The 23,084-nt window shown below is 71.8% G+C and carries 23 protein-coding genes; 22 read left to right on the forward strand and 1 reads right to left on the reverse strand.

The window, feature by feature from the left end:
• Positions 1-56: 56 nt before the first annotated feature.
• The 5 genes from OHA55_RS24050 (at position 57) to ftsH (ending at position 8,113) form a co-directional block, all read left to right on the forward strand.
• On the forward strand, positions 57-1,406 hold the full coding sequence (locus OHA55_RS24050; RefSeq protein ID WP_266709620.1) for an ammonium transporter: 1,350 nt from the start codon (positions 57-59) through the stop codon (positions 1,404-1,406).
• Positions 1,403-1,741 carry a P-II family nitrogen regulator gene (locus OHA55_RS24055; RefSeq protein ID WP_266709622.1) on the forward strand — a complete coding sequence of 113 codons (339 nt, stop codon included), beginning with the start codon at positions 1,403-1,405 and terminating at the stop codon, positions 1,739-1,741. Before OHA55_RS24050 ends, OHA55_RS24055 begins: the two co-directional genes overlap by 4 nt.
• Before the next feature lie 31 nt (positions 1,742-1,772).
• The gene (locus OHA55_RS24060; RefSeq protein ID WP_266709624.1) at positions 1,773-4,223 is read left to right on the forward strand and encodes a [protein-PII] uridylyltransferase; all 2,451 of its coding nucleotides are present in this window, start codon (positions 1,773-1,775) and stop codon (positions 4,221-4,223) included.
• Positions 4,224-4,409: 186 nt separating this feature from the next.
• The gene (gene ffh / locus OHA55_RS24065; RefSeq protein WP_266709627.1) at positions 4,410-5,966 is read left to right on the forward strand and encodes a signal recognition particle protein; all 1,557 of its coding nucleotides are present in this window, start codon (positions 4,410-4,412) and stop codon (positions 5,964-5,966) included.
• 218 nt (positions 5,967-6,184) lie between these two features.
• Entirely contained in the window at positions 6,185-8,113 is a 1,929-nt protein-coding gene (gene ftsH, locus OHA55_RS24070) for an ATP-dependent zinc metalloprotease FtsH (protein ID WP_266709629.1), read from the forward strand.
• Positions 8,114-8,182: 69 nt separating this feature from the next.
• Here ftsH and OHA55_RS24075 read toward each other — a convergent pair whose 3' ends face one another.
• Complete coding sequence (locus tag OHA55_RS24075; protein WP_266709631.1) at positions 8,183-9,064, reverse strand: methyltransferase domain-containing protein; 882 nt, start codon at positions 9,062-9,064, stop codon at positions 8,183-8,185.
• A gap of 799 nt (positions 9,065-9,863) precedes the next feature.
• Between OHA55_RS24075 and OHA55_RS24080 the strand changes: the two genes are divergently transcribed.
• From OHA55_RS24080 to OHA55_RS24160, 17 genes are all read left to right on the forward strand, one after another.
• Positions 9,864-10,457, forward strand: coding sequence for a hypothetical protein (locus OHA55_RS24080; RefSeq protein WP_266709633.1), 594 nt, complete (start codon positions 9,864-9,866; stop codon positions 10,455-10,457).
• Between the two features lie 155 nt (positions 10,458-10,612).
• Positions 10,613-11,044: a 30S ribosomal protein S16 gene (gene rpsP / locus OHA55_RS24085; protein ID WP_266709635.1), complete on the forward strand. Its 432-nt coding sequence runs from the start codon at positions 10,613-10,615 to the stop codon at positions 11,042-11,044.
• Between the two features lie 2 nt (positions 11,045-11,046).
• Positions 11,047-11,286 (forward strand): RNA-binding protein, encoded by a 240-nt coding sequence (locus OHA55_RS24090; protein ID WP_031130168.1) that lies wholly within the window; start codon positions 11,047-11,049, stop codon positions 11,284-11,286.
• Positions 11,287-11,455: 169 nt separating this feature from the next.
• On the forward strand, positions 11,456-12,121 hold the full coding sequence (rimM, locus tag OHA55_RS24095) for a ribosome maturation factor RimM (protein WP_266709640.1): 666 nt from the start codon (positions 11,456-11,458) through the stop codon (positions 12,119-12,121).
• Positions 12,121-12,942: a tRNA (guanosine(37)-N1)-methyltransferase TrmD gene (trmD, locus tag OHA55_RS24100; RefSeq protein ID WP_266709642.1), complete on the forward strand. Its 822-nt coding sequence runs from the start codon at positions 12,121-12,123 to the stop codon at positions 12,940-12,942. The genes rimM and trmD overlap by 1 nt, the downstream gene beginning before the upstream one ends.
• Positions 12,943-13,072: 130 nt before the next feature.
• Positions 13,073-13,423, forward strand: a complete 351-nt coding sequence (rplS, locus tag OHA55_RS24105; protein WP_266709644.1) for a 50S ribosomal protein L19 — start codon at positions 13,073-13,075, stop codon at positions 13,421-13,423.
• Positions 13,424-13,468: 45 nt separating this feature from the next.
• The gene (lepB, locus tag OHA55_RS24110) at positions 13,469-14,314 is read left to right on the forward strand and encodes a signal peptidase I (protein WP_266709646.1); all 846 of its coding nucleotides are present in this window, start codon (positions 13,469-13,471) and stop codon (positions 14,312-14,314) included.
• On the forward strand, positions 14,307-15,368 hold the full coding sequence (gene lepB, locus OHA55_RS24115; RefSeq protein WP_266709648.1) for a signal peptidase I: 1,062 nt from the start codon (positions 14,307-14,309) through the stop codon (positions 15,366-15,368). The genes lepB (OHA55_RS24110) and lepB (OHA55_RS24115) overlap by 8 nt, the downstream gene beginning before the upstream one ends.
• Positions 15,307-16,194, forward strand: coding sequence for a signal peptidase I (gene lepB / locus OHA55_RS24120; RefSeq protein ID WP_266711101.1), 888 nt, complete (start codon positions 15,307-15,309; stop codon positions 16,192-16,194). Before lepB (OHA55_RS24115) ends, lepB (OHA55_RS24120) begins: the two co-directional genes overlap by 62 nt.
• A gap of 49 nt (positions 16,195-16,243) precedes the next feature.
• Positions 16,244-17,068 carry a signal peptidase I gene (gene lepB / locus OHA55_RS24125; RefSeq protein WP_266709650.1) on the forward strand — a complete coding sequence of 275 codons (825 nt, stop codon included), beginning with the start codon at positions 16,244-16,246 and terminating at the stop codon, positions 17,066-17,068.
• Entirely contained in the window at positions 17,058-17,546 is a 489-nt protein-coding gene (locus OHA55_RS24130; RefSeq protein WP_266709652.1) for an NUDIX hydrolase, read from the forward strand. Before lepB (OHA55_RS24125) ends, OHA55_RS24130 begins: the two co-directional genes overlap by 11 nt.
• A 64-nt stretch (positions 17,547-17,610) precedes the next feature.
• Positions 17,611-17,919, forward strand: coding sequence for a DUF2469 domain-containing protein (locus OHA55_RS24135; protein WP_043444228.1), 309 nt, complete (start codon positions 17,611-17,613; stop codon positions 17,917-17,919).
• Between the two features lie 206 nt (positions 17,920-18,125).
• The gene (locus OHA55_RS24140) at positions 18,126-18,488 is read left to right on the forward strand and encodes a YraN family protein (protein ID WP_266709657.1); all 363 of its coding nucleotides are present in this window, start codon (positions 18,126-18,128) and stop codon (positions 18,486-18,488) included.
• Between the two features lies 1 nt (position 18,489).
• Entirely contained in the window at positions 18,490-20,109 is a 1,620-nt protein-coding gene (locus OHA55_RS24145) for a YifB family Mg chelatase-like AAA ATPase (protein WP_266709659.1), read from the forward strand.
• A gap of 80 nt (positions 20,110-20,189) precedes the next feature.
• The gene (dprA, locus tag OHA55_RS24150; RefSeq protein ID WP_266711103.1) at positions 20,190-21,326 is read left to right on the forward strand and encodes a DNA-processing protein DprA; all 1,137 of its coding nucleotides are present in this window, start codon (positions 20,190-20,192) and stop codon (positions 21,324-21,326) included.
• 250 nt (positions 21,327-21,576) lie between these two features.
• Complete coding sequence (gene whiG, locus OHA55_RS24155; protein ID WP_266709661.1) at positions 21,577-22,413, forward strand: RNA polymerase sigma factor WhiG; 837 nt, start codon at positions 21,577-21,579, stop codon at positions 22,411-22,413.
• Positions 22,414-22,507: 94 nt separating this feature from the next.
• On the forward strand, positions 22,508-23,065 hold the full coding sequence (locus OHA55_RS24160) for a TetR/AcrR family transcriptional regulator (protein ID WP_266711105.1): 558 nt from the start codon (positions 22,508-22,510) through the stop codon (positions 23,063-23,065).
• Positions 23,066-23,084 lie beyond the last annotated feature (19 nt).

Here is a 23,084-nt window from a genome sequence, read left to right on the forward strand (position 1 = left end):
TGGTCCCGCAGCCTTCCCCCGCACGCCGCGGCCGCTCCGACGACGAGGAGACGCCGATGCCCCCAGGCATCACGACGCTTGCCGCAGACACCCCTCAGCTGTCTGCCGCCAACACCGGGTTCATGCTCATCTGCTCGGCCCTGGTGATGCTCATGACCCCGGCCCTGGCCTTCTTCTACGGAGGCATGGTCCGCGTCAAGAGCAGCCTGAACATGCTGATGATGAGCTTCATCAGCCTCGGGATCGTGACGATCCTGTGGGTGCTCTACGGATTCAGCCTCGCCTTCGGCACCGACGCCGGCTCCATCATCGGCTGGTCGTCCGACTACGTCGGCCTCAGCGGCATCGGACTGAACGAGCTCTGGGACGGCTACACCATCCCGGTGTACGTCTTCGCCGTCTTCCAGCTGATGTTCGCCATCATCACCCCCGCCCTGATCAGCGGTGCTCTCGCCGACCGCGTGAAGTTCACCGCCTGGGCGCTCTTCATCACCCTCTGGGTGACCGTGGTCTACTTCCCCGTCGCCCACTGGGTCTGGGGTGCCGGCGGCTGGCTCTTCGAGCTGGGCGTCATCGACTTCGCCGGTGGTACGGCCGTCCACATCAACGCGGGTGCCGCCGCCCTCGGCGTGATCCTCGTGATCGGCAAGCGCGTCGGCTTCAAGCGTGACCCGATGCGGCCGCACAGCCTGCCGCTCGTCATGCTCGGCGCCGGTCTCCTGTGGTTCGGCTGGTTCGGCTTCAACGCAGGTTCCTGGCTCGGCAACGACGACGGCGTCGGCGCCGTGATGTTCGTCAACACGCAGGTCGCCACCGCCGCCGCCATGCTCGCCTGGCTCGGATACGAGAAGCTGCGCCACGGCTCCTTCACCACCCTCGGTGCCGCCTCCGGCGCCGTCGCCGGCCTCGTCGCCATCACCCCCTCGGGCGGTGCGGTCAGCCCGCTCGGCGCCATCGCCGTCGGTGCCATCGCGGGTCTCCTCTGCGCCATGGCCGTCGGCCTGAAGTACAAGTTCGGCTACGACGACTCGCTCGACGTCGTCGGAGTCCACCTCGTCGGCGGTGTCGTCGGCTCCCTGCTCATCGGGTTCTTCGCCACCGGCGGGGTCCAGTCCGACGCCAAGGGCCTCTTCTACGGCGGCGGTCTCGACCAGCTCGGCAAGCAGGCCGTAGGAGTCTTCTCCGTCCTGGCCTACTCTCTGGTGGTGTCCGCGGTCCTCGCCTTCCTGATCGACAAGACGATCGGGATGCGGGTCGCCGAGGACGACGAGATCTCCGGCATCGACCAGGTCGAACACGCCGAGACCGCGTACGACTTCAGTGGAGCCGGCGGCGGCGCGGCCTCCCGCACCGCGGCACCGGTTCTGGACACCCCGGCAGCTCCGACCAAGAAGGTGGACGCATGAAGCTCATCACGGCGGTCGTGAAGCCCCACCGGCTGGACGAGATCAAGGAGGCCCTGCAGGCCTTCGGCATCCAGGGGCTGACGGTGACCGAGGCCAGCGGCTACGGTCGCCAGCGCGGACACACCGAGGTCTACCGCGGTGCCGAGTACACCGTCGACCTCGTACCGAAGATCCGCATCGAGGTCCTCGTCGAGGACGAGGACTCCGAACAGCTCATCGACGTCGTCGTGAAGGCGGCCCGCACCGGCAAGATCGGTGACGGCAAGGTCTGGAGCGTGCCGGTCGAGACGGCGGTCCGTGTACGGACCGGCGAACGCGGCCCGGACGCTCTCTGACACCGACGCCCGTGGAACGGAAGGCAGCTGGGTGACGAGTACCGAAGTGACCACCGAAACCGAAGACTCGGGACCCAGCGGCTACGCGGCGGCCCGGCTGCGCCTCCTCCAGCAGGAGGCGCGGTCCGGGCCGCCGCGCCGTTCGGCCCTCGCCCGCCTCACGGACGACTGGCTGAACGGCCTCTTCACCGCGGCGGCCGAACACGCGGGCGTACGCGGCGCGGCCCTCGTCGCCGTCGGCGGCTACGGCCGCGGTGAACTCTCCCCGCGCAGCGACCTCGATCTGCTCCTGCTCCACGACGGCTCGGCCGACGCCGCGGCCGTCTCCGCACTCGCGGACCGCCTGTGGTACCCCGTCTGGGACCTGGGCCTCGCGCTCGACCACTCCGTACGCACCCCGCCGGAGGCACGCAAAGCCGCCGGCGAAGACCTCAAGGTCCACCTCGGCCTGCTGGACGCCCGCGCGGTCGCCGGCGACGTGGGCCTCGTCACCGCGCTGCGCACCCACGTCCTCGCCGACTGGCGCAACCAGGCTCCCAAGCGGCTGCCCGCCCTCCACGAGCTCTGCCAGGAACGGGCCGAACGCATGGGCGAGCTCCAGTTCCTCCTCGAACCCGACCTCAAGGAGGCCCGCGGCGGCCTCCGCGACGCCACCGCCCTGCGCGCCGTCGCCGCCTCCTGGGTGGCCGACGCCCCCCGCGAAGGACTCGGAGAAGCCCGCCGCGTCCTCCTCGACACCCGCGACGCCCTGCACCTCGTGACCGGCCGGGCCACCGACCGGCTCGCCCTCCAGGAACAGGACCAGGTCGCCGAGGCGCTCGGCCTGCTCGACGCCGACGCCCTGCTCCGCCAGGTGTACGAGGCCGCCCGTACCGTCAGTTACGCCTCCGACGTCACCTGGCGCGAGGTCGACCGCGTCCTGCGCGCCCGCTCGACGCGGCCCCGGCTGCGCGCGATGCTCGGCGGCGCCAGGCCCGCGCCCGAACGCACCCCGCTCGCCGAAGGGGTGGTCGAGGCGGACGGCGAGGTCGTCCTCGCCCGCTCCGCCCGTCCTGAGCGCGACCCCGTGCTGACCCTGCGGGCGGCGGCGGCCGCCGCCGAGTCCGGGCTCCCGCTCTCCCGGCACCTGGTGCGCCACCTCGCCGGAGCGGCCGCACCCCTCTCCGTACCCTGGCCGCCCGAGGCACGCGAGGAGCTGGTCACCCTGCTCGGTGCGGGCGAGGCGACCGTCGCGGTGTGGGAGGCCCTCGAAGCGGAGGGCATCGTCACCCGGCTGCTGCCCGACTGGGAGCGCGTCCACTGCCGGCCCCAGCGCAACGCCGTGCACACCTGGACCGTCGACCGCCACCTCGTCGAGACCGCCGTCCGCGCCGCCTCCCTGACCCGCCGCGTCGGCCGCCCCGACCTGCTCCTGGTCGCCGCCCTGCTGCACGACATCGGCAAGGGCTGGCCCGGCGACCACTCCGTCGCCGGCGAGGTCATCGCCCGCGACATGGCCACCCGCATCGGCTTCGACAAGGCCGACGTCGCCGTCGTCGCCACCCTCGTACGGCAGCACCTGCTGCTCATCGAGACCGCGACCCGCCGCGACCTGGACGACCCCGACACCGTCTCCTCGGTCGCCGAGGCCGTCGGCTCCCCGTCCACCCTGGAGCTGCTCCACGCGCTCACCGAAGCCGACGCGCTGGCCACCGGACCCGCCGCCTGGAGCACCTGGCGCGCCTCCCTCGTCGACGACCTCGTCGGACGGGTGGCGGCCGTCCTGGCCGGCGAGGCACCCGCCGACCCCGGGCCCGCCGTGCCCGACGCCGAACAGGAGCGCCTCGCCGTCGAGGCGCTGCGCACCCGCGAACCCGTCCTCGCCCTGCACACCCAGCCCGAGCCGCCCTCCGAGACCGGCGAACCGGGACCGGTCGGCGTCGAACTCCTCATCGCGCTGCCGGACCGGCCCGGGGTCCTGCCCGCCGTCGCCGGGGTGCTCGCCCTGCACCGCCTCACCGTCCGCGCCGCCGACCTGCGTGCCGTCGAGCTCCCCACCGAGCTGGGCGAGTCCGCCGACCTGCTGCTGCTCAGCTGGCGGGTGGCCGCCGAGTACGGAGCGCTGCCGCAGGCGTCCCGGCTCCGCGCCGACCTCCTGCGGGTGCTCGACGGGGGGCTGGACATCCAGGCCCGCCTCGCCGAACGCGAGTCCGCCTATCCCCGGCGGCGCGGCATCAAGGCCCCGCCGCCCCGGGTCACGGTCGCCTCCGCCGCCTCGCGCCAGGCCACGGTCATCGAGGTCCGCGCGCAGGACGCCCCGGGGCTGCTGCACCGGATCGGCCAGGCCCTGGAGGACAGCGCGGTACGGGTGCGCTCGGCCCACGTCGCGACGCTGGGCGCCAACGCGGTGGACACCGTGTACGTCACACGCGTGGACGGGACGGTCCTCTCCGACGAGGAGGCCGCCACCGTGGCGAAGTCTCTGGAGACCGCCCTGCGCTGAGCGGTCCGTCCCGGCCCGGGGTACGGGGAGGGGAGTGCCCTCCCCGTACCCCGGCGCCGCCCCGTGCCGCCGCGCGCCCCGCGCCGGTACGTACCGATCACCACCGGCGAGGACGGCCGCTCGTCCGGGCCGGATACTCTAGTAGGCGACCTGCCACGCCCCCGACCCTGAGGACCGACGAGCGCCGTGTTCGATACTCTCTCCGACCGCCTTGCCGCGACTTTCAAGAACCTCCGGGGCAAGGGCCGCTTGTCCGAGGCGGACATCGACGCCACGGCTCGCGAGATCCGTATCGCCCTGCTCGAAGCGGACGTCGCGCTTCCGGTGGTCCGCGCCTTCATCGCCAACGTCAAGGAGCGGGCGCGCGGCGCCGAGGTCTCCGGTGCGCTGAACCCGGCCCAGCAGGTCGTCAAGATCGTCAACGAGGAGCTCGTCTCCATCCTCGGCGGGGAGACCCGGCGGCTGCGGTTCGCGAAGAACCCGCCCACCGTGATCATGCTCGCGGGCCTCCAGGGTGCGGGTAAGACCACCCTCGCCGGAAAGCTCGGCCTCTGGCTCAAGGGGCAGGGACACTCCCCCCTCCTGGTCGCCTGTGACCTCCAGCGCCCCAACGCGGTCAACCAGCTGAGCGTCGTCGCCGGACGCGCGGGCGTCGCCGTGTACGCCCCGGAGCCGGGCAACGGCGTCGGTGACCCCGTACAGGTCGCCAAGGACTCCATCGAGTACGCCAAGGCCAAGGTCCACGACATCGTCATCGTCGACACCGCCGGCCGCCTCGGCATCGACCAGGAGCTGATGCGCCAGGCCGCGGACATCCGCGACGCCGTCAGCCCGGACGAGATCCTCTTCGTCGTCGACGCGATGATCGGTCAGGACGCGGTCAACACCGCCGAGGCCTTCCGCGACGGTGTCGGCTTCGACGGCGTGGTGCTCTCCAAGCTCGACGGCGACGCCCGCGGTGGCGCCGCCCTGTCGATCGCCCACGTCACGGGCAAGCAGATCATGTTCGCGTCCAACGGCGAGAAGCTCGACGAGTTCGACGCCTTCCACCCGGACCGCATGGCCTCCCGCATCCTCGACATGGGTGACCTGCTCACCCTCATCGAGCAGGCGGAGAAGACGTTCAGCCAGGAAGAGGCCGCCAAAATGGCCTCCAAGCTGGCGTCGAGCAAGGGCAAGGACTTCACGCTCGACGACTTCCTGTCGCAGATGGAGCAGGTCCGCAAGATGGGCTCCATCTCCAAGCTGCTCGGCATGCTGCCCGGCATGGGGCAGATCAAGGACCAGATCGCCAACATCGACGAGCGCGACGTGGACCGCACCGCCGCGATCATCAAGTCGATGACGCCCAAGGAGCGCGCCGAGCCGACGATCATCAACGGCTCGCGCCGGGCCCGTATCGCCAAGGGTTCCGGCGTCGAGGTCTCCGCGGTGAAGAACCTCGTGGAGCGTTTCTTCGAGGCCCGCAAGATGATGTCGCGGATGGCCCAGGGCGGCGGGATGCCCGGCATGCCGGGGATGCCGGGCATGGGTGGCGGTCCCGGCCGGCAGAAGAAGCAGGTCAAGCAGGCCAAGGGCAAGCGCAAGAGCGGCAACCCGATGAAGCGCAAGGCCGAGGAGCAGGCCGCCGCGGAGCGCCGCGAGCAGGCGGCCGCCCAGGGCGACGCCTTCGGCCTGCCGGGCCAGGCCGCACAGGGCAAGGACTTCGAGCTGCCGGACGAGTTCAAGAAGTTCATGGGCTGACCCCACGGGCCCGCCCGGCCCACGGGCGTCCGCGGTACCCGAGAAGGGGCGCGCACCACGACGGTGCGCGCCCCTTCGGCGTGCCGCCGGGGCACCCCGGGGGCCGACCCGGGTGTGCCGCGTACGGCCCATGGAGGCGACCCTCCAGGGGCTCGGGAGTGTTTTCTCCCCTAATGTCGCGAATGTCGCCACTCATGGTCGTCGGCAGAGGAGAGCGTGTGACCACCCCCGTACCTCCCCGCGATCGCCCCGACCAGCCCTGGCGCTCCGAGGGGGCGCCTCCGCCCCCGCCGCAGCGGCGCAAGATGCCCGGCGGCTGGGGACGGCTCCTGCTCACCGCGCTGATCGTCTACCTCCTCGCCAACCTGGTGCTCTCCTTCTTCAACGGCGACGACGAGCCGACCATCGCCTACACCGAGTTCACCAAGCAGGTCGGCGCCGGGAACGTCTCCAAGATCTACTCCAAGGGCGACGCCATCCAGGGCGAGCTGAAGAAGAAGGCGAAGGTCCCCGGCGAGGACACCGAGTACACCAAGTTCACCACCCAGCGGCCCGCCTTCGCCGACGACAACCTCTGGGACGAACTGGTCGACGACGACGTCACCGTCACCGCCGAGCCTGTCGTCCAGCAGCGGAGCTTCCTCGCCAACCTCCTCATCTCGCTGGCGCCGATGCTGCTCCTCGTCCTGCTCTGGGTGTTCATCGCCCGGCGGATGTCGCGCGGCGGCCCGGGCGGCGGGCTGGGCGGCTTCGGACGCAAGGCGCCGCCCAAACCGGTCGCCCTGGAGAGCTCGACCCGCACCACCTTCGCCGACGTGGCCGGCATCGACGAGGTGGAGGGCGAACTCAACGACGTCGTCGACTTCCTGAAGAACCCGGACGCCTACCGGAAGATGGGTGCCCGCATGCCGGGCGGGGTCCTCCTCGCCGGGCCGCCCGGCACCGGGAAGACGCTGCTGGCGCGGGCGGTCGCGGGGGAGGCCGGGGTGCCCTTCTTCTCCGCGTCCGCCTCCGAATTCATCGAGATGATCGTGGGCGTCGGCGCGGGCCGGGTGCGCGAACTCTTCGCCGAGGCCCGCAAGGTCGCGCCCGCCATCGTCTTCATCGACGAGATCGACACCATCGGCCGCGTCCGCGGCGGCGGCGCCGGCATGGGCGGGCACGACGAGCGTGAGCAGACGCTCAACCAGATCCTCACCGAGATGGACGGTTTCTCCGGCTCCGAGGGCGTGATCGTGCTGGCCGCCACCAACCGGGCCGACGTCCTCGACCCCGCCCTCACCCGGCCCGGCAGGTTCGACCGCATCGTGCAGGTCAGCCCGCCCGACCGGGCCGGCCGCGAGGCGATCCTGAAGATCCACACCCGGCGGATCCCGCTCGCCGACGACGTCGACCTGTCCCGGGTGGCGAGTACCACCCCGGGGATGACCGGCGCCGAACTCGCCAACCTCGCCAACGAGGCCGCGCTGCTGGCGGTCAAGCGCGAGGGGTCCGAGGTGCAGCAGACCGACCTCTCCCAGGCCCTGGAGAAGATCCAGCTCGGCGCGGAACGCCCGCTGGTCATGCCGGAGGAGGAGCGCCGCAGGACCGCCTACCACGAGAGCGGCCACGCCCTCCTCGGCATGCTCCAGCCGGGCGCCGACCCGGTGCGCAAGGTCACCATCGTGCCGCGGGGCCGCGCCCTCGGTGTCACGCTCTCCACGCCGGACGCCGACAAGTACGCCTACACCGAGGACTACCTGCGCGGCCGGATCATCGGGGCCCTCGGCGGCATGGCCGCGGAGCACGTGGTCTACGACGTGATCACCACGGGTGCCGAGAGCGACTTGGAGCAGGTCACCAGCCTGGCGCGCGGCATGGTCGGCCGGTGGGGGATGAGCCACCGGGTCGGCCGCCTCACGGCCATCCCGGCCGACGCCCAGCAGGCGTACGGACTGTCGGCGGCGCCCGCCACGCTGGACGCGATCGACGAGGAGATGCGGCGCATCGTCGACGAGTGCTACGAGAACGCCTGCCGGCTGCTGCGGGAGAACCGCGGCCGCCTCGACTCGCTCGCCGAGGCGCTGCTCGCGAACGAGACGCTGGAGGAGGCGGAGGCGTACCGCGCGGCGGGCATCGCCCGGCTGGAGAAGCCGCACCCGGTGTGAGACACGGGAAAGCGTGCGGGGACGGACCGCCCGGTCCGTCCCCGCACGCCCGGTGCGAGGCGGCGGATCTCAGCAGACGCAGACCAGGTAGCGGAAGACGTTCGGCATCCACACCGTGCCGTCGGACCGCCGGTGCGGATGGAGCGCCTCCGCGATCTCCTTGGCGACCTGACCGCAGTCCGTGGCCGCCACCGCCGTGTCGAAGAGCCCCGTGGAGAGCAGGCCGCGGACCGCGCTGTCCAGGCCGGCGTAGCCGAACGGGCAGGACACCCGGCCCGAGCCGTCCGGCTTCAGCCCCGCCCGGGCGGCGACCTCCTCCAGATCGTCCCGACCGGCCGGGCGCCGTGCACCGGAGCGCGTACCGCCGTCCGGGTTCGCGAGCCGGTCCGCCACCTCCAGCACCGAGGCCGTGGCGCACCTCTCCGGCGGCCCCCAGGCGGTCAGTACGACGGTCGCGCCCCGGGCCGCCAGCGGGACGGCGGCTTCCAGCGCGGGGACGAGAACCTCGGAGTCGCCCGTCGTGCGGCCGATCGGGTCGAAGGCGGTGAGCAGGTTGTACGGGACACCGTCGGCGGGGGCCGCCGACGGGCCGCCATCGATCAGCCGAGGTGGTGCGCCGGTGGCCGGGCCGTACGGCCCCGAGCGCCCGGCCGGCCCCTCCGCCCCCGGGGGCAGCAGTCGCTCCCGGGCCAGGGCGAGCCGGTCGTGGTCGGTGTCCACCCCGGTGACGCGGGCCCCGCGGGCCGCCGCGATCAGCAGGGCGAGTCCGGAACCGCAGCCGAGGGAGAGCATGCGGGTGCCGGAACCGATTTCGAGCCTTTCGTACACCGCTTCGTACAGCGGTGACAGCATCCGCTCCTGGATCTCTGCCCAGTCGCGGGCACGGGTACCGGTGTCCACCGGGGCGGGGGTGTCCGCGTACCTGTGGTGCCGGACGAGCGTTGGTGTCATGGATGTACCCCAATCGCCAAGAGGTTCGGTCGTGCCCGAATGGGCGCCCCCGCGTGCGGGCGTCCGCATCCCCGTATGTCAGGGAACTGCGCATCAGCCGCCGCGTCCAGGGGGCGCAGGGTCATTCATTGCGCGCCCCGGCCGTGCGCCCTCTGCGGGCGGGGGTGCGCCGCACCGCCGACTCTCGCCGTTGGGAAGGCGGTACCGATCAGCTTGGCGGACTCTGCGGTCCGCCGGGTGGCGCCGCGCGGTCCGGTGGTCCGCGGTGGGGCGGGCGGACGCCGGAACGCGAGCCTCCGTTCCTTCCGCCCAGTCTTACCCGACACGCGGGGCACAGCACGTCGAGCGTTCTCCACCCGCGTACGGCCTGGTCACAGGGGTGGGCGCGGGTCCGGGCGCGGAGGTGGCACGGGCCTCGGGCGGACGTCCCGCGCGTGCGCCGGATCGTGTGCGGGGCGGTGGGCGGGCCGGTGCTCCGTTCGGGGGGCGGGCCCGGTAGCCTCGCCCCGACCGGGTGCGGGCCGCGGGTCGCTCCCCGGTTCCCGGATTCCGTCCGGAAGGCCGGACCAGGACTCCGGGTGGGGCGCGAAAGTGTGCGAAAGCGGTACGGACCCGTGCACTCCGACGAGAGTGCCTACGCGTTACTACGTATGGCCTTGGTGTGAGCTGTGAGGCTTCTCCGCAGATCGGCGTACCCGCCCGCGTACACGGGGCATCGCCGCCAACCGGCTGGTACGTGCAAATTATTTGGGATGCCCCGGAATAGGAACACCGAGGCCCTCAGGCTCGTTATCACGACGTGAGCACGACACCACCTGTACTTGCCGCAGAGCTGGCGCAGGCGTGGGCCGACATTCAGCGGTACCACCCCGAGCTGCCCGATCTCGCCGCACCCGAGTCCCTGATCGGAGAGTCCTCGTCCGCCTGTGGCGCCGAACTCTCCTTCGAGCGACTGCTCCACGAGGCAGTCCACGGCATCGCCGCCGCCCGAGGTGTCCGCGACACCTCCCGCGCCGGCCGATACCACAACCGACGTTTTCTCGCGATCGCCGAAGAGCTGGGGCTCGACCACACCGAGGAGCCCCACCCCAGCAGCGGTTTCTCCCTGGTCACCCTCAACCCGGAGGCCAGGCGGCGGTACCGGCCCACGGCCGAACGCCTTCAGCGCGCTCTGAAGGCGCACACCGTGGCGACGGCCGCCGACACCAAGCGGTCCTTCCGCGGCCCGGCGGCCCGACACGGCTCGTCCGGCGGTGGCGTCCGCGTCAAGGCCGTCTGCGACTGCGGACGGAACGTCCGCGTCGTCCCCTCGGTCCTCGCCCAGGCGCCGATCGTCTGCGGGGGCTGCGGGAAGCCGTTCCGTATCCCGGAGGCCACCGTCGCGGTGGGGTGAGGCGATGGTGTGTGGCACAATGGACAGCTGCACTCGACAGTCGCACAGGACCCCTCTCTCCTCCGGCTGACGCGTCCATCGGGCACGCGAGTGTTACAACCCCACGTGGCATTTTGTTGTGCCCAACCACGTCAAGACCAGGAGACACCACTTCCGTGGCAGTCAAGATCAAGCTGAAGCGTCTGGGCAAGATCCGTTCGCCTCACTACCGCATCGTCGTCGCCGACTCCCGTACCCGCCGTGACGGCCGGGCCATCGAGGAGATCGGCCTGTACCACCCGGTGCAGAACCCCTCCCGCATCGAGGTCAACGCGGAGCGCGCGCAGTACTGGCTGTCCGTCGGCGCCCAGCCGACCGAGCCCGTTCTCGCGATCCTCAAGCTGACCGGTGACTGGCAGGCCCACAAGGGCCTCCCGGCCCCCGCGCCGCTGCTGCAGCCGGAGCCCAAGGCTGACAAGCGCGCGCTGTTCGAGGCCCTGACCTCCGACGGCGACGAGGCCAAGGGTGAGGCCATCACCCCGAAGGCCAAGAAGTCCGAGAAGAAGGCTGACGAGGCGGCCGACGCTGCCGAGTCGACCGAGGCCTGAGCATGCTCGAGGAGGCTCTCGAGCACCTCGTGAAGGGCATCGTCGACAACCCCGACGATGTGCGGGTCGCCTCGCGCGACCTGCGCCGCGGACGCGTGCTGGAGGTCCGGGTACACCCCGACGACCTCGGCAAGGTGATCGGCCGCAACGGCCGCACCGCGCGTGCACTGCGTACCGTCGTGGGCGCCATCGGCGGCCGCGGCATCCGGGTCGACCTCGTCGACGTGGACCAGGTGCGCTGAAAAGGTTGAACACCGGCCAGGGCCGGGGAGGGCTTCACAGCCGTCCCCGGCCCTTGTCGTCGCTCCGGCCCCCGCAGGGACGGTAGCGACGCCGCCCTCCCGTACCCCCGGCGCGGTCGCCCGGCTCACACCGGACACCCGCGTCCGCCCCATCAATCGGAGAATCAGCGTGCAGTTGGTAGTTGCGCGGATCGGCCGCGCCCACGGCATCAAGGGCGAAGTCACCGTCGAGGTCCGCACGGACGAGCCGGAGCTGCGACTCGGCCCCGGCGCCGTACTCGCCACCGACCCGGCGGGCACGGGGCCTCTCACGATCGAGACCGGCCGGGTGCACAGCGGCCGGCTGCTGCTCCGCTTCGCGGGCGTGACCGACCGGACCGCCGCCGAGGCGCTGCGCAACACCCTGCTGATCGCCGACGTGGACCCCGACGAACTCCCCGAGGACCCGGAGGAGTTCTACGACCACCAGCTGATGGACCTCGACGTGGTCCTCGCCGACGGCACCGAGATCGGCCGCATCACCGAGATCACCCACCTGCCCTCGCAGGACCTCTTCATCGTGGAGCGCCCGGACGGCAGCGAGGTGATGATCCCCTTCGTCGAGGAGATCGTCACCGAGATCGACCTGGAGGAGCAGCGGGCCGTCATCACCCCGCCGCCCGGCCTGATCGACGCGAGCGAGGCGGTCGTCGCCTCCGCGCGCGACGAGGAGGCCGGTACCTCGCAATCCGAGACCTCCGAGACCTCCGAGACCTCCGAGACCTCCGAGACCTCCGAGGACGCCGAGGACGAGGCCGGCAGTGCCGACGGGACCGACGCGGGGAGCAAGGCGTAATGCGGCTCGACGTCGTCACCATCTTCCCGGAGTACCTCGACCCGCTGAACGTCTCGCTCGTGGGCAAGGCCCGTGCCCGCGGCAGCCTCGACGTGCACGTCCACGATCTGCGGGAGTGGACGTACGACCGGCACAACACGGTGGACGACACCCCGTACGGCGGCGGGCCCGGCATGGTCATGAAGACCGAGCCCTGGGGCGACGCCCTCGACCAGGTGCTCGCCGACGGCTACGAGACCGGCGCGCACAGCCCGGTCATGGTCGTGCCCACGCCCAGCGGACGCCCCTTCACCCAGGAACTCGCGGTCGAGCTCTCCGAGCGCCCCTGGCTGGTCTTCACCCCGGCCCGCTACGAGGGCATCGACCGCCGCGTGATGGAGGAGTACGCCACCCGCATGCCGGTCGTGGAGGTCTCCATCGGGGACTACGTCCTGGCCGGCGGAGAAGCGGCCGTACTCGTCGTCACCGAGGCCGTGGCCCGTCTGCTGCCCGGTGTCCTCGGCAACGCCGAGTCGTTCCGCGACGACTCCTTCGCCCCCGGCGCCATGGCCAACCTGCTCGAAGGCCCTGTCTACACAAAGCCCCCCGAGTGGCGCGGCCGGGCCATCCCCGACGTGCTGCTCACCGGCCACCACGGGAAGATCGCCCGGTGGCGCCGGGACCAGGCGTTCGCGCGTACCGCGCTGAACAGGCCCGATCTGATCGAGCGCTGCGCCGCGAGCGACTTCGACAAGAAGGACCGCGAGATCCTCTCCATCCTCGGCTGGACGCCCGAGCCCGGTGGCCGATTTTGGCGCAGGCCCACCGCCGTGGAAGAATGAGCAGCTGCTGTGCGTCCGACGTGCGCCCCTGCCACAGGGGGAACGACGTCCGCCCGACGTGATCAGCGCTTCGATCTTCCAGACGATCTCCCGTCGATGACCTGTGGCATCGGCGAAGAAAGCAGACACAATGGCTTCCCTGCTCGATGGCGTCAACGCCGCCTCCCTGCGTTCGGACCTCCCGGCCTTCCGCGCCGGTGACACCGTCAACGTCCACGTGCGCGTGATCGAGGGCAACCGCTCCCGTATCCAGCAGTTCAAGGGCATCGTCATCCGCCGCCAGGGCGCGGGCGTCAGCGAGACCTTCACGGTCCGCAAGGTCTCCTTCAGCGTCGGCGTAGAGCGCACCTTCCCGGTGCACAGCCCGATCTTCGAGAAGATCGAGCTCGTCACCCGCGGTGACGTCCGTCGCGCCAAGCTGTACTTCCTCCGTGAGCTGCGCGGCAAGGCCGCGAAGATCAAGGAGAAGCGCGACCGCTGAGCTGACACCGACGTCCACGGCGCGGCCGGATAGGCTTCGGCCGCGATGGACACGGAAGAACAGCACACGAAGCGCGATCGCTCCCCGGAACCCGCGAAGGGTCCCGAGGAGCGGTCGCGCTTTTCGCGTTCCGGGGGCGGCGAGAGTGCCGCGAAGGCCGGAGAGACCGCGAGAGCCGGAGAGAGCGGGGAGGCAGGGGGCGCGGACGGACGGTCCGGGCGGAGGCCCGCGCTGCGGCGGGCGGCTCTGGTCTGCGCCGCCCTGCCGGCCGCCGTACTCCTGCTCAGCGCGTTCGTCGTGCAGCCCTTCCTCATCCCGAGCGGCTCGATGGAGTCCACACTGCGGATCGGGGACCGGGTGTTCGTGAACAAACTGGCGTACCGCTTCGGCTCCGCGCCGGAGAGGGGCGATGTGGTGGTCTTCGACGGCACCGGCTCCTTCCTGCCGGAGACCGCGGGCCAGAACCCCGTCACGGGGCTGCTGCGCGGGGCCGCCGCGGTTCTGGGACTGGCCGACCCGCCGGACACCGACTTCGTGAAGCGGGTCGTCGGGGTGGGAGGCGACCACGTCGTCTGCTGCGACCGGGACGGCCGGCTGGAGGTGAACGGCACCCCTCTGGACGAGACGTACCTGCACGCGGGAGACGCCCCGTCCCGGGTGCCGTTCGACATCGTCGTGCCCGACGGCACCCTGTGGATGATGGGCGACCACCGCGACCGCTCCAGCGACTCGCGCAGCCACCTCGGCCAGCCCGGCGGCGGCATGGTGCCCGTGGACCAGGTGATCGGCCGGGTGGACTGGATCGGCTGGCCCTGGAGCCGGACCGGATCGCCGGCCGGGGCCGGCGGCGCGTTCGACGGCGTACCGGAGCCGGACGGCTCGCATGGGTAGCCGCGGTCGTGGGAGCCGCCCCGATGCGGCGGAGGCCCCGTACGGAGACGGGGCGGACCGGGCCGCGCCGCCGGCCGGGACCGAGGGCGGCCGTACCGCACCGACCCGGGCCGAGCGCCGGCGGCTGGCGCGGCGGGTCGTGCGACGGCGCCGCAGGTCCCGGGTGATCGAGGTCCCCCTCCTGCTGGTGTTCGCGCTGCTCATCGCACTGTTCCTCAAGACATTCGTCGTCCAGGCCTTCGTGATCCCTTCCGGGTCGATGGAGCAGACCATCCGGATCGGCGACCGGGTGCTGGTCGACAAGTTCACGCCCTGGTTCCACTCGGAGCCGCAACGGGGCGACGTGGTGGTCTTCAAGGACCCCGGGGGCTGGCTGGGGGAGAGCGAGACGGTGAGCGCCGGCCCCTCGCCGGCCGGTGTCCGGCAGGCGAAGGAGTTCCTCACCTTCATCGGGCTGCTGCCCTCCGCCGACGAACAGGACCTGATCAAGCGCGTGGTCGCGGTCGGCGGGGACACCGTGAAGTGCTGCGGGAAGGACGGGAAGCTCACGGTCAACGGCGCGGCCGTCGACGAGCCCTACCTGAACCTTGGGGATGTGCCATCGGCCATCCAATTCGAGGTAAAGGTTCCCGAGGGCCGGATCTTCGTGATGGGCGACCACCGGTCCAATTCCGCCGACTCCCGCTACCACCTGGGCAACGGCTACGACGGCACGGTGCCGCTGTCGGACGTCGTGGGGCGCGCCGTGGTCATCGCCTGGCCGGTGGGGAGCTGGGCCACGCTGGGGCAACGCGACGCGTTCGCCGGGGTGCCGGACGCGGCGTCGGGAGCGTCGGCAGCCGCCGGTGTCTCGCATAGTGTGTCCCACCAGGATCCCTACGGAATGATCCCGCTCCCGACCCCTGCGGAACTCCCGCTCGTTATGGGAGTGATGGGCCTGCGTCGCATCCGGCGCGGGCCGTGGCACGGATTGAGGAGTGGATGTGGGGGATTTGGCGGTCGGCGCACGATCCGGACACGACGAACCCGAGGACCGGCCCGGAAACACGGGTGATCCGTCGGAGACGGCCGCGGACCGGACGGGGGACGACGGCACCCCGGACGGTGCCGCCGAAGGCCCCCGGCAGCGTTCCTTCTGGAAGGAGCTGCCGCTCCTCATCGGCATCGCGCTCGTCCTGGCCCTGCTGATCAAGACCTTCCTGGTCCAGGCGTTCTCGATTCCCTCGGACTCGATGCAGGACACGCTCCAGCGCGGCGACCGGGTGCTCGTGGACAAGCTCACCCCGTGGTTCGGCTCCGAGCCGGAGCGCGGCGAGGTCGTCGTCTTCCACGACCCGGGCGGCTGGCTGGAGGGTTCCGTCAACCCGGAGCCGAACGTCGCGCAGAAGTTCCTCAGCTTCATCGGGCTCATGCCCTCCGCCGAGGAGAAGGACCTGATCAAGCGGGTCATCGCGGTGGGCGGCGACACGGTGGAGTGCAAGCAGAACGGCCCCGTCACGGTGAACGGGAAGGCGCTGGAGGAGAAGTCCTTCATCTACCCGGGCAACACCCCCTGCGACGACAAGCCGTTCGGCCCGATCAAGGTTCCCGAGGGCCGGATCTGGGTCATGGGTGACCACCGCCAGGACTCCCTGGACTCCCGCTACCACCAGAACCTCCCCGGTCAGGGCACCGTCTCCGTGGACGACGTCGTCGGCCGTGCCGTGCTGGTGGCCTGGCCCGTCAACCGCTGGGCGACGCTGCCGGTGCCCAGCACCTTCGACCAGTCCGGTCTGAACGCAGCGGCGGCGACGGCACCGGCCGCGCTCGGGGTGGCCGGAGCGCTGCCCCTGGTCTTCTGGCGTCGCAGGAGGCTGACCCGCGGGCGTACCGACGGGTAGTGTGCCGACTCGGATCAGCGATTGTCGATCTCCGATGGGGGACGCTGGGATGAGTGGAACAGGACGTACGGGAGACGGCCACGGCCGGCTCGGCAGTGTGCTGTCGGGTCTGGCCGTGGCCGTCGGCTGTGTGCTCTTCCTCGGCGGCTTCGCCTGGGCCGCCCTGGTGTACCGGCCTTACACCGTGCCGACCGGATCGATGTCCCCGACCGTGGAGACCGGGTCCAAGGTGCTGGCACAGCGGATATCGGGCGACGAGGTGCGCCGCGGCGACGTCGTGGTCTTCACGGACAAGGCGTGGAGCCTCTCCCCGATGGTCAAGCGGGTCATCGGGATCGGGGGTGACACCGTGGTCTGCTGCGACGCCAAGGGCCGGCTCACCGTCAACGACGTGCCGATCGAGGAACCGTATCTGCACCCTGTGGCGGGTCCCTCCGCCGACTTCGACGGCTCCGAGGCACCGGGGACCTCAGAGGCTTCCGGGGAGAGCGGGGCCACCGGCGGCTCCGGCCGGGCGGCCGCGTCGGACTTCAGCGCGGAGGTTCCCGAGGGGGAGCTCTTCCTGCTCGGCGACGACCGCGACATCTCCCTCGACTCCCGCATGCACCTGACGGACGAGGGCCAGGGCTCGGTGCCGCGCGACGCGGTCGAGGCACGGGTCGACGCGGTGGCGTTCCCGTCCCCCGGCATGCTGGACCGGCCGGAAGGGTTCACCGCGCTGCCCGGCGGCATCTCCTCCCGGGGGCCGCTGCCGCTCCAGCTCGCAGCCGTGGTGCTGGGCGTGATCCTCATCCTGGCCGGCTGTGTCTACGGGCCCATCAAAGCGCGTACCCGCCGCCGCGCAGCCGCGAAGGAGGTGGCCGGTGCCCACTGAGATCCGGACGGTCGCCCGGGTCGTCCTCCTCGACCCGCGGGACCGGATTCTGCTGATGCACGGCTTCGAACCCGAGGACCCGGCGAAGACCTGGTGGTTCACACCCGGCGGCGGGCTGGAGGGCGACGAGAGCCACGAGCAGGCGGCCCGCCGTGAACTCGCCGAGGAGACCGGCATCACGGACGTCGAGCTCGGTCCGGTGCTCTGGAAGCGCAGGTGCTCCTTCCCCTTCGACGGCCGTCGCTGGGAACAGGACGAGTGGTACTTTCTCGCGCGAACGGAACGGACCGCCACCGACCTGGGGGGTCTGACCCCGCTGGAGCGCCGGAGCGTCACGGGTCTCAGGTGGTGGACTTCCGCCGAACTGCGGGCGACCCGTGAGACGGTGTATCCGACCAAGCTCGCCGAACTGCTGCGCAGGCTGCTCGACGAGGGTTCTCCGAGCGTTCCGCAGATTCTCGCCCCCGAAATCGCCTGAACGTCCGGGGGCGTCACCGGCTGCAGCACAATGGGGGAACGCACGGCTGAAGGGGACGCATGCCATGAGCGCCGAGGACCTCGAAAAGTACGAGACCGAGATGGAGCTGAAGCTCTACCGGGAGTACCGCGACGTCGTCGGTCTGTTCAAATTCGTGATCGAGACCGAACGTCGCTTCTACCTCACCAACGACTACGAGATGCAGGTCCACTCGGTCCAAGGGGAGGTGTTCTTCGAAGTGTCCATGGCAGATGCCTGGGTCTGGGACATGTACCGGCCGGCGAGATTCGTCAAGCAGGTGCGTGTGCTGACCTTCAAGGACGTGAACATCGAGGAGCTCAACAAGAGCGATCTCGAACTCCCGGGCGGCTGACAGCCACCCGGCACGCGGGCCGGACCGTGTTCGACAGGGCCTGGAGGCCCGCCCCGCGCGTGTGACGGATCGTTTTCCCGGTCCGTCAACCCGGGCAACCCGGTCACTCTCATGGGTGGCCGGGTTTTCCACATCCGGGAGGTTGTCCACCAAGATCCACAAGGATCGGCCGTCCCGCGCAGAGTCGGTGCCGGAGGTGGTGCCGGATGAAGAACGCACGGGGAGCACTCGGGCGGTACGGCGAGGAGTTGGCGGCGCGGCTGCTGACCGACGTGGGCATGGTCGTGGTGGCGCGCAACTGGCGCTGCCGGGCCGGAGAGATCGACATCGTCGCGCGCGACGGCGACGCGGTCGTCGTCTGCGAGGTGAAGACCCGCAGATCGGTGGAGTACCAGCACCCGATGGCGGCCATCACCCCGGCCAAGGCGGAACGGCTGCGACGGCTCGCGGAGTTGTGGCTCGAATCGCACGGGGGACCGCCCCGGGGCGGCGTACGCATCGACCTCGTCGGGGTGATCGTGCCCCGGCGCGGCGGTCCCGTCGCCGAGCACGCGCGGGGGGTGGCCTGAGATGGGCTTCGCACGGGCCTGTTCCGTCGCGCTGGTCGGCGTGGAGGGCGTGGTGGTGGAGGTCCAGGCCGACCTGGAACCGGGAGTGGCGGCGTTCACACTGGTCGGCCTGCCGGACAAGAGCCTGGTCGAGAGCAGGGACCGGGTCAGGGCGGCGGTCACGAACTCCGGTGCCCAGTGGCCGCAGAAGAAACTCACGGTCGGCCTCTCGCCGGCCTCCGTACCGAAGTCCGGTTCGGGCTTCGATCTCGCCGTCGCCTGCGCAGTGCTCGGCGCCGCCGAGCGGATCGACCCGGCGGGAATCGCCGACGTCGTCATGATCGGGGAGCTGGGCCTGGACGGACAGGTGCGCCCGGTGCGCGGGGTGCTGCCCGCGGTCCTCGCCGCCGCCGAGGCCGGATACCACCACGTCGTGGTGCCCGAACAGACCGCCGGGGAGGCGGCGCTGGTGCCCGGCGTCTCGGTCCTGGGCGTACGGAGCCTGCGCCAGCTGATCGCGATCCTGAGCGACGAACCGGTGCCCGACGAACCGGCCGGCCTGCAGAGCCGTCCCGACACCCTGCTCGCCGGGCTGATGGTCCCCGGCTCCGGGTTCGGCGCGGGGCTCGCCCCGGCCCAAGGCCCCGGCGGGTACGCCAAGGACCTGAGCGACGTCGCGGGCCAGAGCAGGCCGCGCAAGGCCCTGGAGATCGCCGCGGCGGGCGGGCACCATCTGCTGCTCTCCGGGCCGCCGGGCGCCGGAAAGACGATGCTGGCCGAGCGGCTGCCGGGCATCCTGCCGCCGCTCACCCGGCGGGAAGCCCTGGAGGTGACGGCCGTGCACTCGGTCGCCGGAATCCTCCCTCCGGGCGAACCTCTGGTGAGCACGGCGCCGTACTGCTCCCCGCACCACTCGGCCACCATGCAGTCGCTGATCGGCGGCGGCAACGGACTGCCGAAGCCCGGGGCCGTCTCCCTGGCCCATCGTGGAATTCTCTTTCTGGACGAGGCGCCCGAGTTCTCGGTCCGGGCCCTGGACGCCCTGCGTCAGCCCCTGGAGTCCGGCCACGTGGTGGTGGCCCGGGCGGCGGGAGTCGTGAGACTGCCGGCGCGCTTCCTCATGGTGCTGGCGGCGAACCCGTGCCCCTGCGGCCGGCACAGCCTGGGCGGAGCCGGCTGCGAGTGCCCGCCCTCGCTGATCCGCCGCTACCAGGCCAGGCTGTCCGGTCCCCTGCTGGACCGGGTGGACCTGAGGGTCGAGGTGGAGCCCGTCACCCGCGCGGACCTGGCGGAGGGCGGAGGCCGGGGCGAACCGACCGCCGTCGTGGCCGACCGGGTGCGGGAGGCCCGAGCCCGCGCGGCCGGGCGACTGGCCGGCACGCCCTGGACCACCAACAGCGAGGTGCCGGGCCATGAGCTGCGGACCCGGCTGCTCGCGGCCCCCGGAGCGCTGATGGCCGCCGAACGGGACATGGAGCGCGGCGCCCTGACGGCGCGCGGCCTCGACCGGGTGCTGCGGGTGGCCTGGACCGTCGCGGACCTGCGCGGCGCGGACCGGCCGGACGCCTCGGACGTGGCCGCCGCCCTGGAACTGCGTACGGGCGTCCAGCGCGGCGTGCCCATGAACGCGAGGGCCTCGTGACCGGGGCGGGGCGGGAGCCCCGTCCGGGGGAGCCGGCGGACGGAGGGGAGGCCGCGGGCGGGCCGTCGGATGCCGAGCGGCTGGCGCGGGCCGCGCTCACCAGGATCGTCGAACCCGGCGACGAGCGGGCGGGCCGGTGGCTGCGTACGCACGGGGCGACGGGGCTGCTGCGGCGCCTGAGCGCGTACGACGGGTCTCCCGAGACGCTGCCCGGGATGACGGCGGCCCGGCTCGCGGGTTACCGGATGAGGGCCGCCGTCGCGGACCCGGCGGCGGACCTTGAGGCCGTGGCCCGGGCAGGCGGGCGGTTCGTCGTTCCGGGCGACCGGGAGTGGCCCGGTCAGCTGGACGACCTCGGCGACGCCCGCCCGGTCGGGCTGTGGATCCGGGGCGCCCCCGACCTGCGGCTCTGGGCGTTGCGCTCGGTCGCGGTGGTCGGCGCGCGGGCCTGCACCCCGTACGGCGCCCACATGGCCGCCACGCTGGGCGCCGGGCTCGCGGAGCGGGGCTGGGTGGTGGTCTCCGGCGCCGCCTTCGGAGTCGACGGCGCGGCGCACCGGGGAGCGCTCGCGGCCGGAGGCGCCACGGTCGCGGTGCTGGCCAGCGGGGTGGACGTCGCCTACCCGCGCGGGCACGCGGAGCTGATCGGCCGGATCGCGCGGGAGGGGCTCCTGGTGGGGGAGCTGCCGCCGGGCACCCACCCGACCCGCAGCAGGTTCGTCCTCCGCAACAGAGTGATCGCCGCGCTGACCAGGGGCACGGTCGTGGTGGAGGCGGAGTACCGCAGCGGGTCCCTGGTGACCGCCCGGGGCGCCCAGCGGCTCGGCCGCTTCACCATGGGCGTACCGGGACCCGCGACCAGCGGACTGTCGGCCGGCGTCCACGAACTGCTGCGCGGGGAAGGGGTACTGGTCACCGACGCGGCCGAAGTGGCCGAACTCGTCGGCGAGATCGGCGACCTCGCCCCGGTCCGGCGCGGGACCGTGCTCCCCAGGGACCTGCTCGGCCCGGCCGCAGCCGCGGTCCTGGACGCGCTGCCCCGGGAGGGGACGACGGGGGTGCGCGACGTCGCCCGGTCCGCGGGTACGTCGACCGACGAGACGCTCGCGCGACTGTACGAACTGCACTCACTGGGGTTCGTCGAACGGGAGGGCGACATCTGGCGTCCGGCCTCCGCGCCGAGACCCAACGACGACACCCGGCGAGGCGGTACTTGACCTGGGGCATTCGGGTGAAAAGGTAAGCGGGGTGACCTCGGGAGTTCGTGCGGCGCCACTCCCGGGGCCGACGAGCACGCTGTCGGCCCCGGTCGTCCGGTGCGCCCGGCGCCGGGAGCGCGCGACGCACCAGCGCGCTCCTGCCGCCCTCTTCCAGCGCGCAACGCGACGTCCCAGTCACGCTACGCTCACAGGTCTCCGCTCCCCACAAGTCCCCAGTACTTCACGGCAGAACGGCTCAAGGCACCACATGCCCCAGCACACCTCCGGGTCTGACCGCGCGGCAGTACCACCCGCTGCGCGTGGCACTGTGCGGCCCTCCGCCCCCTCCTCCCTCGAAGAGTTGTGGCGCAGTTACAAGTCCACGGGAGACGAGCGGCTGAGGGAGCAGCTGATCCTGCACTACTCGCCGCTCGTCAAGTACGTCGCGGGCCGGGTCAGTGTGGGGCTCCCGTCCAACGTCGAACAGGCGGACTTCGTTTCCTCGGGCGTCTTCGGACTGATCGACGCCATCGAGAAGTTCGACATCGAGCGGGCCATCAAGTTCGAGACGTACGCGATCACCCGTATCCGGGGCGCGATGATCGACGAACTCCGGGCACTGGACTGGATTCCGCGTTCCGTACGGCAGAAGGCGCGGAACGTCGAGCGCGCGTACGCCACGCTCGAAGCGCAGTTGCGGCGCACCCCGTCGGAGTCCGAGGTCGCCGCCGAGATGGGGATCGCGCTGGAGGAACTGCACGCGGTTTTCAGCCAGTTGTCGCTGGCGAACGTGGTGGCCCTGGAAGAGCTGCTGCACGTCGGAGGCGAAGGGGGCAACCGGCTCAGCCTGATGGACACGCTGGAGGACACCGCCGCCGACGATCCGGTGGAGGTCGCCGAGGGCCGCGAGCTCAGACGGCTGCTCGCCCGCGCCATCAACACCCTGCCGGACCGGGAGAAGACCGTGGTCACCCTCTACTACTACGAGGGGCTCACGCTCGCCGAGATCGGCAACGTCCTCGGAGTCACCGAGAGCCGGGTCAGCCAGATCCACACCAAGTCGGTCCTGCAGCTGCGCGCGAAACTGGCCGACGCGGGCCGCTGAGCGGCCCGCTACCGGCGGACGCCCGGGACGGGCCCCTTCGCGCGCGGCCCCTCCGCCGTAGAGTGGAGCCGTGCCCAGGATTCGAGCGGCCTCCGTGGCCGAGCACCGGACCATGCAGCGCGGCGCCCTCCTGGATGCCGCGCGCTCCCTGCTTTCCGAGGGCGGGACGGAGGCGTTGACCTTCCCCGCACTCGCCGAACGCACGGGCCTCGCCAGGTCGTCGGTGTACGAGTACTTCCGTTCCCGCGCCGCCGTCGTCGAGGAACTCTGCGCCGTGGACTTCCCCGTGTGGGCGGCCGAGGTCGAGAACGCCATGGCGCGGGCCCAGGCGCCCGAGGAGAAGATCGAGGCGTACGTCCGCAAGCAGCTCGAACTGGTGGGGGACAGGCGTCACCGCGCCGTGGTCGCCATCTCCGCAGGCGAACTCGACGCCGGGGCCCGGGAGAAGATCAGGGCCGCGCACGGCGGACTGATCACCATGATCGTCGAGGCGCTGGGCGACCTCGGGCACGCCCAGCCGAGGCTCGCGGCGATGCTGCTCCAGGGCTCCGTCGACGCGGCGGTGCGTCGCATCGAGCTGGTCGTGGCCGAGGAGCCCGGCGTGATCGCCGAGACCGCGGTCGCCATGATCCTGCGCGGCGTACGGGGCTGATCTCCACCCGCCCCACCCC

Source organism: Streptomyces sp. NBC_00102, assembly GCF_026343115.1.
Lineage (GTDB): Bacteria > Actinomycetota > Actinomycetes > Streptomycetales > Streptomycetaceae > Streptomyces.